Annotated in this window: 13 protein-coding genes; all 13 read left to right on the top strand. The window is 52.4% G+C overall.

Translation table 11 applies throughout. The features are described 5' to 3' along the window. The 13 genes from aroB (at nucleotide 1) to MKX70_RS17675 (ending at nucleotide 13,256) form a co-directional block, all read left to right on the top strand. A complete protein-coding gene (aroB, locus tag MKX70_RS17615) occupies nucleotides 1-1,104 on the top strand; it encodes a 3-dehydroquinate synthase (RefSeq protein WP_042237632.1) in 1,104 nt (367 codons plus the stop codon). Continuing rightward, on the top strand, nucleotides 1,098-1,469 hold the full coding sequence (gene aroH, locus MKX70_RS17620) for a chorismate mutase (RefSeq protein WP_042138621.1): 372 nt from the start codon (nucleotides 1,098-1,100) through the stop codon (nucleotides 1,467-1,469). Before aroB ends, aroH begins: the two co-directional genes overlap by 7 nt. Before the next feature lie 352 nt (nucleotides 1,470-1,821). Beyond that, nucleotides 1,822-3,378 carry an anthranilate synthase component I gene (trpE, locus tag MKX70_RS17625; protein WP_340784693.1) on the top strand — a complete coding sequence of 519 codons (1,557 nt, stop codon included), beginning with the start codon at nucleotides 1,822-1,824 and terminating at the stop codon, nucleotides 3,376-3,378. Nucleotides 3,379-3,511: 133 nt separating this feature from the next. Further along, nucleotides 3,512-4,552: an anthranilate phosphoribosyltransferase gene (gene trpD, locus MKX70_RS17630; protein ID WP_039301835.1), complete on the top strand. Its 1,041-nt coding sequence runs from the start codon at nucleotides 3,512-3,514 to the stop codon at nucleotides 4,550-4,552. Further along, a complete protein-coding gene (gene trpC / locus MKX70_RS17635) occupies nucleotides 4,542-5,372 on the top strand; it encodes an indole-3-glycerol phosphate synthase TrpC (RefSeq protein ID WP_042237627.1) in 831 nt (276 codons plus the stop codon). Before trpD ends, trpC begins: the two co-directional genes overlap by 11 nt. Next, nucleotides 5,365-6,045 (top strand): phosphoribosylanthranilate isomerase, encoded by a 681-nt coding sequence (locus MKX70_RS17640; protein ID WP_340840414.1) that lies wholly within the window; start codon nucleotides 5,365-5,367, stop codon nucleotides 6,043-6,045. Before trpC ends, MKX70_RS17640 begins: the two co-directional genes overlap by 8 nt. Next, nucleotides 6,042-7,238, top strand: coding sequence for a tryptophan synthase subunit beta (trpB, locus tag MKX70_RS17645; protein WP_340840415.1), 1,197 nt, complete (start codon nucleotides 6,042-6,044; stop codon nucleotides 7,236-7,238). Before MKX70_RS17640 ends, trpB begins: the two co-directional genes overlap by 4 nt. Then, the gene (gene trpA / locus MKX70_RS17650; protein WP_340840416.1) at nucleotides 7,238-8,059 is read left to right on the top strand and encodes a tryptophan synthase subunit alpha; all 822 of its coding nucleotides are present in this window, start codon (nucleotides 7,238-7,240) and stop codon (nucleotides 8,057-8,059) included. Before trpB ends, trpA begins: the two co-directional genes overlap by 1 nt. A 57-nt stretch (nucleotides 8,060-8,116) precedes the next feature. After that, nucleotides 8,117-9,214, top strand: a complete 1,098-nt coding sequence (gene hisC / locus MKX70_RS17655) for a histidinol-phosphate transaminase (protein ID WP_340840417.1) — start codon at nucleotides 8,117-8,119, stop codon at nucleotides 9,212-9,214. Nucleotides 9,215-9,269: 55 nt separating this feature from the next. Continuing rightward, nucleotides 9,270-10,364 carry a prephenate dehydrogenase gene (locus MKX70_RS17660; protein WP_340840418.1) on the top strand — a complete coding sequence of 365 codons (1,095 nt, stop codon included), beginning with the start codon at nucleotides 9,270-9,272 and terminating at the stop codon, nucleotides 10,362-10,364. A 963-nt stretch (nucleotides 10,365-11,327) separates the two neighbouring features. After that, a complete protein-coding gene (locus MKX70_RS17665) occupies nucleotides 11,328-11,915 on the top strand; it encodes an RNA polymerase sigma factor (protein ID WP_042237617.1) in 588 nt (195 codons plus the stop codon). Between the two features lie 5 nt (nucleotides 11,916-11,920). Beyond that, a complete protein-coding gene (locus tag MKX70_RS17670) occupies nucleotides 11,921-12,511 on the top strand; it encodes an anti-sigma factor family protein (protein WP_042237613.1) in 591 nt (196 codons plus the stop codon). A 157-nt stretch (nucleotides 12,512-12,668) separates the two neighbouring features. Beyond that, nucleotides 12,669-13,256: a histidine phosphatase family protein gene (locus tag MKX70_RS17675; RefSeq protein ID WP_042237611.1), complete on the top strand. Its 588-nt coding sequence runs from the start codon at nucleotides 12,669-12,671 to the stop codon at nucleotides 13,254-13,256. The last annotated feature ends 51 nt before the right edge of the window (nucleotides 13,257-13,307 follow it).

Below are 13,307 nucleotides of genomic sequence, written 5' to 3' on the forward strand. Positions count from 1 at the left end.
ATGCGCAGTATTACGGTAGCTCTGGGTGAACGGTCTTATCCTATTTATATCGGCAGCGGACTGCTGCAGAATATTGGTGAACGCTGCATAGAAGCCGGTTTCCCGCAGCGCAGTCCGCTGCTGGTTGTCACGGACAGTGAAGTGGCTCCGCGGTATCTGGATCAGGTGGAGGCATCCCTGCGCGGCAGCGGATATACGGTAGTCAGCCATGTAATTCAGGCAGGTGAAGCTTCCAAATCTCTGGCCGTCTATGAAGAGGTCATTACGACAGCCATTCAGGGCGGGCTGGACCGCAGCTCTGCAGTGCTGGCGCTTGGCGGGGGGGTTGTAGGGGATCTGGCCGGATTCGTCGCCGCCTCTTATATGCGGGGAATCGGATTCATGCAGATTCCTACCACGATCCTCGCCCACGACAGCAGTGTAGGCGGCAAGGTTGGAGTCAACCATCCGCTGGCCAAGAATATGCTTGGCGCCTTCTACCAGCCGTCCATGGTGCTGTACGATCTGGACACCCTTGCTACACTTCCTCCACGCCAAGTTGCTTCGGGACTGGCTGAGGTTGTGAAACATGGTCTGATCTTTGACAAAGAGTTCGCGTACTGGTGCCGTGAACATGCCGGAGAGCTGCTTGCCCTGGAACCGGAGGCTCTGGGGTACGCACTGGAACGCGGCTGTGCGATCAAGGCTGACGTTGTTTGCAATGATGAGACGGAGCAGGGGCAGCGTGCGATTCTGAACCTGGGGCATACCATTGGACATGCTATTGAAGCAGTAGGCGGCTACGGCGTATTTCTTCATGGTGAGGCTATTGCCATTGGAATGGCCGGATCAGCCCTGCTGGCCGCGAAGCTGGGCCGGGACAGAGCGATCTATGAAGATACGGTATCTATGCTCACCGCATTGTCTCTGCCGGTCAGACTGCCGGCGGAATACGGCGAGGATGAGCTGATGGAAGCCATGATGCATGACAAGAAGTTCAAGGAAGGCAGAATGACCTTTATCGTACCGGACGACATCGGCGCTGTCAGTATTGTGGGCGATGTGCAGGCAAGTGATGTACGCCGGGTTATCGCCCAGCTCAAGAAGGAGGAAAGCCCATGGTGAACCGGGGGATACGCGGTGCAACAACCGTAACGAAGAATGAGGAAACCGAAATTTTGCGCGAGACTGTTGTGCTGCTGAGGGAAATTGTTGAGCGCAACGATGTTATCGCCGAGGATATCTGCAGTGTGTGGATCACGATGACCGCAGATCTGGACGCCACCTTTCCGGCGCGTGCCATCCGTGAGATTGAAGGCTGGGAAATGGTACCGCTGATGTGTTCGGTGGAGATTCCGGTCAAAGGCAGCCTGCCACAATGCATCCGCCTGATGGTTCAGGTTAATACGGATAAATCACAGCGGGACATCCGCCATGTGTATCTGAATGAAGCCCAGCGGCTTCGTCCGGATCTCTCACAGGGCAAGTAATAAATTACATATGCGGGGTTGTCATTAACCGCCGTCATCATGTATAGTGTAGTTAGCCGAGTGAAGCAGAGTATAGTTTAGTTAAGATGAGTATAGTTGAGCAGAGTGCAGGACTTTTTTTGAAGAGCAGACCATTGATTATCAGCGTTCTTTTTTTGGCATACCCGTATAGAGTTTGTGCAGCAGCTGCCCATACGCTATAAGTGTATCCTTTGAGGGGATGATCTGTACTCGATTTGGTTTTTGCCGGTCCCAGGCGCTTATTCACATACTTGCTAACACAAACCTCTACTCCGGTAGAGGTTTTTCTGTATTTCGGACATTACCTATAGAATCCCAGGAGGTTAGCCAAGTGACGAATCCGAGCATTGAAGAAGTAGTGTCGCTGTCGCGGAAGTATAATCTGATCCCGGTAGTGAAGAGGCTGCTGGCAGATATGGAAACACCCATCCGCTTGTTCCAGCGTTTTGCGGAGCAGGATCGTGCATTCCTGCTGGAGAGTGTAGAAGGCGGCAGCCAATGGGCGCGTTATTCCTTTATCGGCAGTGATCCGTTCCTGATGATTTCAGGCAAAAAAGGCCTGATCCACGTTGAAGTCGGCGGTGAAAAAAAACAGCTGTTTGGCAAACCTGTCGAGGAGCTTAAGGCGCTGCTCCGCTCTTACCGCAGTCCCAAGCTGGATGGGATGCCGCCGTTTACGGGTGGTGCTATCGGATTCTTCGGCTACGATCTGTTGCAGTATTACGAGAAGCTGTCAGCGCATGCCGTAGATGACCTGAATATGGACGATATCCGCTTCATGTTCTGTGACCGCATCATCGTCTTCGATCATGTGAAGCAGCAGATTCTGCTGGTAGGCAATCTGCATATCAAGGATGGCGATACCGATTCCGAGATTCGCGCAGGTTACGAGGAACTAAGCCGCCGCCTGGAGAACATGGCTGAAGAGCTGCAAAAGGAAGGACCGAAGGAGAACGTCAACCGCCGCAGCATCCCGCAGGACATTGACCTGGGTGAGATTCACTCCAATCTGACCAAGGAACAATACATCAGCAATGTGGAGCAGGCCAAAGAGTACATTCGCGCTGGTGATATCTTCCAAGTGGTGCTGTCCCAGCGGCTGCATATAGAAACCGAAGTATCTCCACTGCATGTGTACCGCATGCTGCGGACGCTGAATCCTTCACCTTATATGTATTATCTGAAAATGGACGAAGAGATCATCGTAGGCACTTCACCGGAAGCGCTGGTTAAGGTGGATAGTAGCGGACGGGTCGAGACCCGCCCGATTGCCGGAACCCGGCCGCGCGGAGAGACAGAGGCGCAGGACCGCCAGCTCGCCGCTGAACTGCTGGAGGATGAGAAGGAACGCGCGGAGCATCTGATGCTCGTTGATCTGGGCCGTAATGACCTGGGCCGTGTGTCGAAGTTCGGCACGGTGAAATGCGACTCGTTCATGGAAATCGAGAAATACTCGCATGTGATGCATATCGTCTCGAACGTGTCCGGGACGCTGGCAGACGATAAAGATTTCTTCGATGCCTTCCTCTCCTGCCTCCCGGCAGGGACTGTATCGGGGGCACCGAAGCTGCGGGCGATGGAGATCATTGCCGAACTGGAAAAGGAAGCACGCGGCGCTTATGCCGGCGCCATCGGTTATCTCGGCTTCTCCGGGAATATGGATTCCTGCATAACCATTCGCACAATTATTTTCCGCAAAGGCCGGGCTTATGTACAGGCTGGAGCCGGAATTGTCTGGGACTCGGTTCCGGAGAAGGAATATGAAGAGACCCTGAACAAGGCCAAGGGCATGCTGAAGGCGATCCGGATGGCCGAAGCCATGTTCCCCGCTGAGGTGAAGGAGAAACAGGTTATCAACCAGGACTATATGTACGAGTATACCCCGTGAGCCGGGGATAAGCAGAGATGAGCTAAGACGAGCAGAGAATGCTCCATACTATTTTTGGCGTATGCTCCGGATCCGGTTTTGTAAGAAGCTGATTCAGGAAGTCCGCCTACAAAACTCTTAGGAGGGAATCAATATGGAAGCAAGCCAGTTAATACAATCAGGAATTGCCGGATTAATTGAAGGAAAGGATCTTACCCGCACGCAGGCACGGGAGGTAATGGGGACCATTATGGAGGGGGCGGCAACACACGCGCAGATCGGTGCACTGCTCACAGCGCTGCGTATTAAGGGTGAAACGGTAGAGGAAATCACCGGGTTCGCGGAAGCGATGCGCGGTTTCGGGACACCGGTACTTACGGAACGTAGCCAGCTGCTCGATACCTGCGGCACCGGAGGCTCCGGTATTCATAAATTTAATATCTCCACCGCCTCGGCAATCATCTCGTCTGCCGCTTCTGTAAGAGTTGCGAAGCACGGCAACCGTTCGGCTTCCGGCAGAGCAGGCAGCGCCGACGTACTGGAGGCTCTCGGCGTCAATATTCATCTGAATGCGGAGCAGGCCCGGCAATGTCTGGACAGCATCGGAATCTGCTTCCTGTTCGCACAAATCTACCATCCGTCAATGAAGCATGCTGCTGCTCCCCGCCGTGAGCTGGGTGTGCGTACTGTATTCAATATGCTTGGCCCGCTGACGAATCCGGCAGGAGCTGACCGGCAGCTCATGGGCATCTATGACCGCAACAAAACGGAGACTGTGGCCAAAGTGCTGGGCGAGCTGGGCTCCAAGCGGGCAATGATTGTCAGCAGTCTGGACGGTCTGGATGAAATCAGCATCTCGGCGCCGACCCAGGTCTCCGAGCTGAGAAATGGTGTGGTCACAACCTACGAGGTTACACCACAGGAGCTCGGGCTGAGCCAGCATCCGCTGGAGGATGTGCTCGGAGGTGATGCGGCCGAGAACGCGGCAATTATCACTACAGTACTGGAAGGTCAAATCAATCCATACCGTGATATCGTATTAGCGAATGCCGGGGCATGCATCTATGTTGCCGGTCTTGCAGATACACTGCGGGAAGGCGTAGACCGGGCAAGAGAGGTAGTGGATTCAGGAGCAGCACTGCGCAAGCTGGAACAGTTAAAAGCCATGACGAAGGAGCTTGATTATGTATCTTGACCGGATTGTTGCCACCAAAGTGAAAGAGGTGGAGGCGTTAAATAAGACATTTTCATTGGAAGAGGCTGAACGGGCTATCGCTGCTCTGCCTGCAACGAGAGGCTTCCGCGCTGCGCTGACCGGGCGGCGGAACCGGGACATGGGGCTGATCGCCGAGGTGAAGAAGGCTTCGCCTTCCAAAGGCCTGATCCGTGCCGATTTTGATCCGGTTGAGATTGCTAAAGGCTATGCGGCAGGAGGCGCGGACTGCCTGTCGGTGCTTACGGACCGGGAATATTTTCAGGGCAGCGGATCGTATCTGCAGCAGGTAAGGGCAGCGGTGGAGCTTCCTCTGCTGCGCAAAGATTTCATCATTGATGAGAAGCAGATCTACGAAGCGCGCCTGCTGGGAGCAGATGCTATTCTGCTCATTGCCGCTATTCTGACATCTGAACAGCTGAGCGCATTCACCGATACCGCTGCAGCGCTTGGCCTCGATATTCTGATTGAAGTACATGACCGCACCGAACTGGAAATGGTGCTGGCCACCGGCAAGGCTGTTCATCCCGGCGTGTTGCTTGGCATCAACAACCGGAATCTGAAGACCTTTGAGACCGCGCTTTCTGCCACAGCCGAGCTTGCGGCACTGCTTCCGGAGGGACTGCCGGTCATCAGTGAGAGCGGGATTACCGGTCCGGAGGACATCGCATTCTTAAGCAAGACCCGGGCTACCGGCGTGCTGGTAGGAGAATATCTGATGCGCCAGCCGGATGTAGAGCAGGCAGTAAATCAGCTGCTCGGACCGCTTCCTGCAGGGAAGGACCGTGCGCTGCATGGCTGACACAATCGTAAAAATCTGTGGACTTCAGGACGTTGAAGTGCTAAAATCTATGAAGAGTTTGCCTCTGGATTATATCGGATTGGTATTTGCCCCGAGCCGCCGCAGAGTGACTGCTGGAGCTGCTGCCGAGCTTGTTGCAGAGCTGAAGGAGTGGAATACTGGGACAGCACCCCGCGCTGCGGGAGTCTTCGTCAATCCGCAGCTTACTGAGCTGACTGAGCTGCTCAGAACAGTACCGCTGGATGTCGTGCAGCTGCATGGGCAAGAGAGTCCGCTGTTCTGCAGCGAGGTCAAGCAGGCTTTTCCGCAGATTCAAGTATGGAAAGCACTTTCTGTGGCGGGCCATGCCCCTGATGCCGGAACCGGCATTCATGCTCTCCTGGAGAGCTACAGCGGCACAATCGATGCGCTGCTCCTGGATACCTATGACCCGCAGGGCAGCGGAGGCTCCGGACGTACGTTTGACTGGAAACAGATTCCGCTATATCAACAGGCGGCGGAGGAGGTCGCACTGCCTTTATTTATAGCCGGAGGACTGTACCCGGACAATGTGAACGAGCTGCTGGACGGCTACGCGCCATATGGCGTGGATGTATCCAGCGGAGTGGAGAGTAACGGCCTTAAGGATATCGCAAAAATGACAGCTTTCGTGGAAAGGGTGAAGCAATCATGATACAAGTACCGGACAAGAACGGACGTTTTGGTTCTTTTGGAGGCCGCTTCGTTCCTGAAACCTTGATGAATGCACTGATTGAGCTGGAGGAGGCCTACCGTAAATTCTCGGCAGACCCGGCTTTTCAAGAGGAAATAGATTACCTGCTTAAGCAGTATTCCGGACGTGAGACCCCGCTGTATTATGCAGAGCGGCTTAGCAGACATCTGGGTGAGGCGAAGATCTATCTGAAGCGTGAGGACCTGAATCATACAGGTGCGCACAAGATCAACAACGCTATCGGACAAGGCATTCTGGCCAAAATGATGGGTAAAACCAAGGTGATTGCCGAAACAGGAGCCGGCCAGCACGGCGTGGCTACCGCTACAGTTGCAGCCTTGCTTGGTATGGAATGCAAGGTATTCATGGGCGAGGAGGATACCCGCCGCCAGGCACTAAACGTCTTCCGTATGAAGCTGCTTGGTGCAGAAGTGATTCCCGTAACCTCCGGGTCAAGAACCCTGAAGGATGCCGGTAATGAGGCACTGCGCTACTGGGTGAGCAACGTTGAGGATACCTTCTATATTCTTGGCTCGGCGGTAGGCCCGCATCCTTATCCGATGATGGTCCGTAATTTCCAGCGGATTATCGGGGATGAGACCCGCCGCCAGATTCTGGAGGCTGAAGGACGCTTGCCGGATCTGCTGGTTGCCGCGGTAGGCGGAGGCAGTAATGCCATCGGCATGTTCTATCCTTTTATGGAGGATGAGCAGGTTGGTATGATTGGTGTTGAAGCTGCCGGCAAGGGAATTGATACTCCGTTCCATGCAGCAACCATGAGTAAGGGAAGCCACGGCGTCTTCCAGGGCTCGCTCAGCTACCTGCTGCAGGATGAGCACGGACAGGTGACCGAAGCCCATTCCATTTCGGCCGGACTGGATTATCCCGGTGTCGGACCCGAACACTCCTATCTGAAGGATATTCACCGCGCACAGTATGTGCCGGTTACGGATTACGAGGCGCTGGATGCACTGAAGCTGCTCTGTCAGACGGAAGGCATCATTCCTGCCCTCGAATCTGCCCATGCGATTGCCCACGTGGTGAAGCTCGGCAAGACACTGACCAAGGATGATATTGTAGTCATCTGCCTGTCCGGACGCGGCGACAAAGACGTAGAATCGATCATGGCCTATACGGAAGGGGCGGGGAAATAATGACTACCGAAACTACAAACCGGATGGATCTGACCTTCAAAAAGCTGCGGGCAGAGGGCCGGGCAGCCCTGATTCCTTTTCTTACCGTAGGCGATCCCGATCTTGAGACTACGCTGGATATTATCGCTGAGCTGGAGGCGGCCGGTGCAGATATTCTGGAGCTTGGCGTTCCCTACTCTGACCCGCTTGCCGACGGTCCGGTCATTCAGCGGGCTTCCTCCAGAGCCCTGCGCAGCAATATTCATCTCCGCACCTGCATGGAGACAGCCCTTAAGGCACGTCAGGCCGGCAGTCAGCTGCCGTTCATCCTGTTCACCTACTATAATCCGGTGATGCAGATGGGGCTGGATACTTTCTTCGCAGAGCTGGATGCCCATGAGATCAGCGGACTGATCATCCCCGATCTGCCTGTTGAAGAGTCGGAGGACATGCGTGAGCGCAGCCGTGCAGCCGGAGTGAATCTGATTCCGCTGGTAGCCCCGACTTCCAGTGAACGGATCGCGCGGATTGTTTCCGGCGCCAGCGGGTTCGTCTACTGCGTATCTTCGCTTGGTGTAACCGGCGAACGCTCTACCTTTCATACCGGAGTGGATGACTTCATTCAATCCGTCCGCCGCTCTACAGACCTGCCGATCGCTGTAGGATTCGGTATATCCACTGGAGAACAAGTGTCTAGGTTTGCCAAAATTTGCGATGGTGTAGTCGTCGGCAGTGCGATTGTCCGCAAGGTAGAGGATGTCATTCCTCTGTTGTCCCAGCCGGAGACAAGAAGTGCGGGACTGTTGCAAATTCGTGAATTTGTGGCACAATTAAGACCATAACGGTCTGAATACAGACTAGTATATTAGCGAATTACTTCTGGAGAGCGAGGATCAACCATGAACCCGAAACCGAACATCATCGACCTCCCTGTCTACAAGCCGGGGAAACCGATTGAAGAAGTCAAGAAGGAGCTGGGCTTGAGCGATGTTATCAAGCTGGCATCTAACGAGAACCCTTACGGGGCTGCGCCAAGCGCAAGAGCCGCTATTGTAGCAGAGCTGGATAATCTGTATTTATACCCGGACGGTTCGGCTGCAGAGCTGACTGCAGCACTGGCTAAGCAGCTGGGAGTAACCAGCGACAATATTATTTTCGGATGCGGATCTGACGAGATTATTGCGCTGATCGCCCGTGCTTTTTTCCTGCAAGGTGACGAGACGATTATGGCTGATCAGACCTTCTCTGTCTACAAGAGCAATGCTGATATAGAGGGTGCTGTATCTATTGAAGTGCCTTTGAAGAAGGGTACCCATGATCTGGATGCTATGCTTGCCAAGATTACAGATCGCACCAAGATCATCTGGATTTGCAATCCGAACAATCCGACCGGAACCATTGTGCCGGAGGATGCCCTGATTACTTTCCTGGATGCGGTACCGGCTGGAGTTATGGTTGTGCTGGATGAGGCATACTTCGAATATGTGACTGATTTGAGTTACTCTAACGGCATTAAGCTGCTGGACTCGTATCCTAATCTTGTTGTCCTCCGTACATTCTCCAAGATCTACGGTCTTGCTGCACTCCGTATCGGTTATGGGGTGGCCAGTCCGCAGATTATCTCCTTGATTAATAAAGTGCGGGAACCGTTTAATACGACCCGTTTAGCCCAAGTGGCGGCTTTGGCTGCACTCTCTGATCAGGAATATGTTCAGCAGTGCCGTACGCTTAATAGTGCTGGTATTGTACAGCTTCAGGCTGAATTCCAGCGTCTAGGCCTTGAGTCCTTCCCGGCACACGGCAATTTCATCATGGTGGATGTGCGCAAGCCGGCCTTTGAGGTCTTCGATGCGTTGCTGCGGCAAGGTATTATCGTGAGAGCAGGCCACCACCGCTACCCGACCTTCATCCGGGTTACTGTCGGCTCTGCCGAGCAGAATACAGCCTTCATCGCTGCCCTGGAGAAGGCGCTTGAAGAACAGGGAGTACGCGCATAACCTGTTATCAGAAGCAGGATTGACCATATCACAGAAGGCAGGTAGTTCTAAGAACATGACGACAAAAATAACAATTTTCGGTGTCGGTCTGATCGGCGGCTCACTGGCCCTTTGCTTCAAAGGCAAGGAGGGCCTGACCGTTGTAGGGCATGCCCACCGTCCTGAATCAGCAATCAAATATGTCAGCAGAGGTGTGGTTGACGAGGCTACCCTATCGCTTGAGGAAGCGGCGCTGGGTGCCGATTATATTTTTCTGTGTGTGCCTGTTGGCATGATAGAGGATTATCTTCAGCAGCTAAGCCGCCTGCCGCTGAAGCCGGGCTGTATTATCACTGACGTCGGCAGCACCAAGGCCAGTATAGCAGCCTGCGCAGTCTCGCTTGACCTTCCTGGTGTGCATTTCATCGGCGGCCATCCCATGGCCGGCTCGGAACGCTCGGGTGTAGAGGCGGCCTCCTCATTGCTGTTCGAGAATGCCTATTACGTGCTGACGCCTCCGCCCGGTGTTCCTGAGGAAGCGTATCATGCACTGGAATCCTTGCTTCTACATACCAGAGCGCATATTGTCCGGCTTGACCCGGAGCGCCATGATGAGATTGTCGGAGCGATTAGCCACCTGCCGCATATTATCGCGGTGGCGCTGGTCAATCAGATTCATGCTTACCATGATTCAGACTCTTTGTACAGCACGCTTGCGGCCGGCGGCTTCCGGGATATTACGCGGATTGCCTCGAGCGATCCGATCATCTGGCGCGATATCCTGCTGAATAACCGCTCGGTTATGCTGCGTCTGCTCAAAGATTGGAATGACGAGGTTTCATCCTTTATTCATCTGCTAGAGCAAGGGGATGGTGCGGGGATCGAGTCTGCATTCCATGAGGCGAATGAATTCCGCAGCCAGCTGCCTGAGCGCCGAAAGGGAATGATTGTCCCGCTGTTCGACCTTCATATTGATGTCCCCGATCATCCCGGGATTATCGGGCGTATTACCACGGAGCTTGGCGACCAGGGCATCAACCTTAGCAACGTGCAGATTATTGAGAGCCGGGAGGATGTTCCCGGGATCATGCGCCTGTCGTTCCGCCAGGAGCATGATATGGAGCGGGCCAAGATTGTGCTGCAGCAGAGTGATTATACGGTATATGTGTAGCGAAGAGCCGGGGAGTGGTTCCCCGGCTTTTTTTAATGTAAGAATTTATTTGCTGCGCATGATTACTTGTCCTTCTATTTCTCGCTGAAAAGCACCGTCCTTTAAAGGACGGCATAGCCGTTTCCACTTGATAGCAAACTGTCAGGCCAGCCACCCCTCCCCAGATCCATATATCCTGAAACGGACTGAGATTCCTATATTCCTAAAATATACTGTAATACACTTTTCAGGTCAATTAAGCGATTCTGAGTCCGATTAACCGGCAAATTCGCTGATTTTACTCAAATAACGGATTCTCAGTCGCCTCACTGACGGGCAGGTTATGAAAGGTTGCGGTCACTCTCAACGGTCAATGACGCAGAGCGGAAGATTTCGCGGAGCGTATCTGTGTCGTTACGGACTGCGTTTCGGATGATTAGGTTAGGGGAGTATAATGCGCCTATAAATTATCCAATTGTTCGTAAAAATGGACAAAAAAAGACCGCTTACATAATAAGCGGTTACAGTTCACAATGTATTGGAACCGTGCAGTGTTTGGATAGGAGTGGAGAGAAACCATACTGTACTTTTATTATATGTATACGGTTACATTCTGTCAACCCCTTTCTCAAACATTAATAATACCGCTTTCAATATTCGACTTCCCGCTGAATCTAAAAGTCTATTAATGTCATCCTGTTAGAATGTATGCTATACTGGGTTAAGTATGTTTATAGATTTCTTCCAAGTATAGGGAGCCATATGCCTATCTGAACAGTATTAGAAATTTGTAAAGATGCGAATTTCTTTCTGTATTTACATACAGTATGCCTTAATTAACGGCTGGTTGAATATACATAGGAAGTATTTCATTTATTTGTACGAATTTGTAGCAATGCCGCAACTTTTTCTTACCTGACCGGTATAAGTAGGTACGGACCGGACGGGATTAATCGTGCAAGGGCGAGGAGGGCCGAACTCACCATGACGGATTCCCAGTTGATCCAGCTTATCAAGCAAGGAGATACAGAATTATACTCGGAATTGATGCGACGTTATCAACGCAAAATATTGGCGTTTGTGTATCATATGCTTAAGAACTCCCATATGGAGCTGATTGCCGAAGACCTTTGTTCTGAGACCTTCTACAAGGCTTTCCGGAGTCTTCATTCGTTCCGTGAAGTGGATGCTTCTTTCTCTACTTGGCTGTACACTATTGCCCGTAATACGGTGCTGAGTGAGCTGCGCAAGAACCGTGCCGGAAATGTATCGCTTGAAGAGAGCGGTTATACTCCTGTGGCACCGCTTGACGTTGCCCCGGAACAGGCGGCATTACGTAAAGAACGGATGAATCTGGTCCGTGAAGCCATTAACAATCTCCCGGAGAAGCAGCGTTCTGCGCTCATTCTGCGTGAATATGATCAGATGGATTATCAGGAAATTGCAGTGATTCTGGATCAGAGTGTCAGCTCCGTGAAATCACTATTGTTCCGCGCCAGGAGCAGTGTGAAGCTCCAGCTCGAATCCTATTTCTATGAGCCTGAATTTGAAGAGCAGGCTGAGAGGGTGTAAGGCCAATGAATTGCAGGGAAGCGCAGGATTCCATTCCGCTCTTGTGGGACGCTCCCCCCACAGATCCCAGACGGATTAGACTTGAGAAACATATCGCGGCTTGTTCCTATTGCAGTGCCGAATGGGCGTTGTGGCAGGAGACAAGTGAGCTTATGCAGGACTCAAGGTTTGAAGTCAGTGATGAACGTGCAGAAGCGATTAACCTTAAGGTTATGGAGCGGATCTATCTGGAAAGTCCCTGGCTTATGCCTGGGGACGGTAAGTCTGCGGGCAGCTCCGCTGTTTTCCGCCGTAGGCTGAGCCTGTGGATTGCCTGTTTTCTGGCAGTGTTTATCTCCAGCTTTTTATATTTCACCATGTTCAAAACACCCTCGAATACTACTGCAGCCCAGAGCGGAATTGTAGAAACAGGTGTGGCAGGACTGACATTGGATTGGTCATCTTCTTATCCGGTCGAGTCAGAAGGCGGTATTATTGAACCGCTTGTTGCCAATATGGGCCCCTCCCACCCGCAATACTGGATGGTGTTATCGACGCTGGGTGTCGGGTTGTCTATATTCCTGCTGGTGCGCCTGAACCGTTACCGCAGACAATGAAAGCCCCTTTACTTAAATAGTGAAGAGGGCTTTTTCGTATCCGGATATGAGCTTCAAGTGAGGAATAGACCTGTAATTTTGTTAAAAAAGAAGACATTTGTTTTCATTCGTGTTACATTATTAAGCAAACATAAATGGAAGGGAAAGGTGATAGGCAATGCTGATCGGCTTAATACGCCACGGGCTGACGGATTGGAACGCGGAAGGTAAGATTCAGGGACAAAGTGACATTCCGCTTAACGACGAAGGCCGCAGGCAGGCTGAGATGCTGGGTGACCGGCTTCTGCAGGAGCCCTACCACTGGGACTATTGCATTACGAGCAGTCTTTCCCGCGCAGCTGAGACAGGAAAGATCGTTGCCGCTAAGCTGGGAATTCCTTTGCTGGAACCTGATCATCGGATCCGCGAGCGCGCTTATGGCCAGGTAGAAGGAATGACGGCTGCAGCCCGTGAAGCTAAATGGGGTAAGGATTGGAATCAGTTAACATTGGGGCAGGAGAGCGATGCGGCGCTTCAGGTACGCGGGCTTGCTTTTCTTGAGGATCTCTCGGCCCGTTATCCGGATCAGAATGTACTGGTCATCTCTCATGGAGGGTTTCTTGCACAACTGTACACCGCATTATATAAAGACAAGTATTCTGAACGTCTCGGTAACCTCTCCCTGACGATTTTGGAGAAAATCGAGCAGGAATGGAATCCGGTATTGTACAACTGTACCCGTCATATCTTGCAGAATCAGCGTTAACCCGGCCCTCGGGTTATTTTTTTTGAGTAATAAGGAATAAAAAGGGCTATA

It is taken from the genome of Paenibacillus sp. FSL R7-0312, assembly GCF_038004445.1.
Lineage (GTDB): Bacteria > Bacillota > Bacilli > Paenibacillales > Paenibacillaceae > Paenibacillus_AQ.